Below are 3,001 nucleotides of genomic sequence, written 5' to 3'. Positions count from 1 at the left end.
ACTTGATCGGAGAATCCTTAGCAACTGCTGCATCAGCGCTTTTTTCTGTTGTTGGCTATTTTTCAGCAGCTGCTCTGTTTTCTTTAAAGCATGGTCCCAGGTCAAAAGGATTTTAGCGATTTTTTTTTGTTCAATGATGCAGGGTAGATTTACAGGGATTTTTTTGAAATCGTTGAAATACAACCGTAGGCGATCATTCGTAATTCCATACGAGTAGGCCCAAAAAAAATAAATCATCTTTGCCGTATTGAAAAGATATTCAGCATACTTGCTATCTACATCTTTTTTAGCACGCAGGACTACGTAAGCAGGGCTTACAATCCCATCGCTATCGGCCCTGCCTAAGGCACCCTGCCAAACACGCATCATATTGTAAGCAATATCGCCTTTTCTTACCAAAAGATGCTCTTCAGGAGTAATTTTTGTTTCGGTTTTCCGTTCGAGATCATTTCGCTGAACAATTCCATTATTAAGAGTCACCGATAGCAGTGGCAGTCCGACCTTCCCCTTTTCCCTGCTAGAAGTGAAATAATCTCCGAGGAAAGTCTGTTCCTTAGGAGCCATATCCTAGCTCCTTCAAGTAACCATCCATTTCTACTTCCAACTCTGCCAGTTGCGCTTTGAGTTGTTCGCGTTCCTTTCGAACTGCCAGCAAATCAACTTCTTCCTCTTCCTCGAAGATATCAACATAACGTGGGATGTTCAAATTGTAATCGTTGTCGCGGACTTCCTGCAGGCTGGCGCGGTGGCTATATTTGTCCGAATTGATGCGATGACGATAGGTGATAAGGACATTTTTGATCTGTTCATCACCTAAAATGTTCTGGTTTTTACCGACTTTGAAATCTCGACTGGCGTCGATGAACAGCACGTTTTCATCAGCCTTGGCTTTGTTAAACACCAAAATCGCTGCCGGAATGCCGGTGCCGTAGAAGAGTTTTTCCGGCAGTCCGATAACGGCATCCAGCAGATTTTCTTCAATCAACTGCTGGCGAATCTTGCCTTCGCTGGAGCCACGGAACAGCACTCCGTGAGGCACGATCACTGCCATGCGCCCAGTCTTGGCTTTTAGGGTTTCGATCATATGTAGGATAAAGGCGAAGTCACCCTTGGTTTTCGGCGGGATGCCACGTTTGAAGCGGCCAAAATGATCGTGCTCGGCTTCTTCATGGCCCCACTTATCCAGCGAAAACGGCGGGTTGGCGGTAACAATATCGAATTTGAGTAGCTGCCCATTGGAGTCAAGCAGCTTGGGGTTGCGCAGGGTGTCGCCCCACTCGATCTTATGGTTGTCCTCCCCGTGGAGAAACATGTTCATCTTGGCCAACGACCAAGTCGAGCCGATGGCTTCTTGACCATAGAGGGCATACTGCTTGCTGTTGTGATGTTCGCGTACTTTGCGCCCGCATTTCATCAACAGTGAGGCCGAACCGCAGGCCGGGTCGCAAATGGTGTCGCCCGGTTGCGGGTCCAGAAGCTCGGCGATCAGCTCGGAAACTTCCGGCGGGGTATAGAACTCACCGGCTTTCTGCCCGCCGCTGGCGGCGAAGTTCTTGATTAGGTACTCGTAAGCGTTGCCGATCACATCCAGGCTGCCGACGCGGGACGGCTTGAGGTTGAGTTCGGGCCCGGCAAAATTTTCGAGTAGGTGGCGGAGTATAGTGTTCTTCTGCTTTTCTTCGCCGAGCTTGTCGGTGTTAAAAGAAATGTCCTGAAACACACTCTTGCCGGCATCTTTGAGTTTGGTGCCATTAGCTTCCTCGATGGCGTGTAGCGCCTGGTCAATGCGCTCACCGTTACCTGGCTCGTGGCGATGCTCATAGAGGGAATAGAAACTGGCTTTACGCGACAGTACGAAACGCTCGTTCTTGAGCATTTCCTCGATTAGCTCCGGCTCGTCACCGTATTCCTTCTTATAGCTGTCGTAGTGATCCTGCCAGACATCGCTGATGTACTTGAGGAACAGCATGGTAAGGATGAAATCTTTGTAGGTGTCCGCACTGATGGTGCCGCGGAAGATGTCGCATGCTGCCCACAGCGCCTTGTTGATATCGTCCTGGTTCACTTTGTCGTTCATGGCTTAAGCCTTAATAAGGTGCTGGTAAATGCCTTGCAGCATGTGCTCTCTGTTCTTTTGCAGGCGCGCGATCAGTTCATCCTCTTCATCCCACACTGTTTGCAGGGCAATCAGTTTCTGCTGGGTCACGAGCGGTGGTAAGGGGATCTGCATGTCCATTAGGGACGCTTTGCCGATGGCTTGAATCGCACTGCCGCTGCGCTCAAGGCTGCGTTGGCTTTGCGGCAAGTTGATCAGCCAGCACAGGTATGCCGGCAGTACTTTTGATCGTTTAGCCGTAACAATAAAAAACTGGCTGGTCGCTACAACCGGCTGCTCGCCTACGTAGAGTACGGCCTTGTTGGTATCACCACGGGCGATCACGGTGATATCGCCTGGCTGAAGCAGGGGGGGAGCGGTACGAGCGTCCCATGCAACGGCAATCAGTGTATCCGGATCAATCGCTGCGTTTTGGCGCAAATCCTTGATTTGCAACACTCGAACATCGCCAGAAGGGTCATGCTCCAGCGCACCACGGAAGGTGTATCCGGAGCGGACATCAGCCAGTTCGCTCAACTTGAATAACTGGGTTGACATAAATAGCTCTGGGAAAAGGCGCCATCCTTGGCGCAACAAGAGTGATCAGACTTCGCAGCGCTGGTACTGGTTCTGCAGCCATTTGGCTTGCTCGGCCGCCAGTCCATACCATGCTGCGTCGCCCTTAAGGCGGGTTACAAGCAAGCCGTCATCGGCATCCATTACTGCTTTAAGGTTATCCCGCACCTGAGCTGCAGTTTGGGTCGTGGCAACAATCCAGGTGGACTCCAGCGGCCGGCACCATGTGCCGTAGGCTTTAATGCGCTCATACAGGGATTGGTAATCACGTTTCTTACGCAGGTCATAGGTAATTTGGTACAGTTTCATGGCTCTAGGGATGCTCCGAAC

The 3,001-nt window shown here is 50.7% G+C and carries 4 protein-coding genes; all 4 read right to left on the bottom strand.

All coding sequences use genetic code 11. The features are described from left to right. The coding region (locus tag M5G17_RS22705) for a restriction endonuclease subunit S (protein WP_273895134.1) at positions 1-564 on the bottom strand (564 nt) is incomplete at its 3' end. Next, positions 554-2,077 carry a type I restriction-modification system subunit M gene (locus M5G17_RS22700; RefSeq protein ID WP_273895133.1) on the bottom strand — a complete coding sequence of 508 codons (1,524 nt, stop codon included), beginning with the start codon at positions 2,075-2,077 and terminating at the stop codon, positions 554-556. The genes M5G17_RS22705 and M5G17_RS22700, both read right to left, overlap by 11 nt. Before the next feature lie 3 nt (positions 2,078-2,080). Continuing rightward, positions 2,081-2,653 (bottom strand): restriction endonuclease subunit S, encoded by a 573-nt coding sequence (locus tag M5G17_RS22695; protein ID WP_273895132.1) that lies wholly within the window; start codon positions 2,651-2,653, stop codon positions 2,081-2,083. Between the two features lie 45 nt (positions 2,654-2,698). Beyond that, on the bottom strand, positions 2,699-3,001 hold a 303-nt coding region (locus M5G17_RS22690), incomplete at its 5' end, for a hypothetical protein (RefSeq protein WP_273895131.1).

It is taken from the genome of Pseudomonas rubra (assembly GCF_028656935.1).
GTDB lineage: Bacteria > Pseudomonadota > Gammaproteobacteria > Pseudomonadales > Pseudomonadaceae > Aquipseudomonas > Aquipseudomonas rubra.
Note: the sequence above shows the minus strand (reverse complement) of the source record. Positions and strands in the feature narration are given on the sequence as shown.

What these genes read in the sequence shown, in the direction of transcription:
- M5G17_RS22700 (WP_273895133.1), bottom strand. Translation starts at nt 2,077, where the DNA reads ATGAACGACAAAGTGAACCAGGACGATATCAACAAGGCGCTGTGGGCA.
- M5G17_RS22695 (WP_273895132.1), bottom strand. Translation starts at nt 2,653, where the DNA reads ATGTCAACCCAGTTATTCAAGTTGAGCGAACTGGCTGATGTCCGCTCC.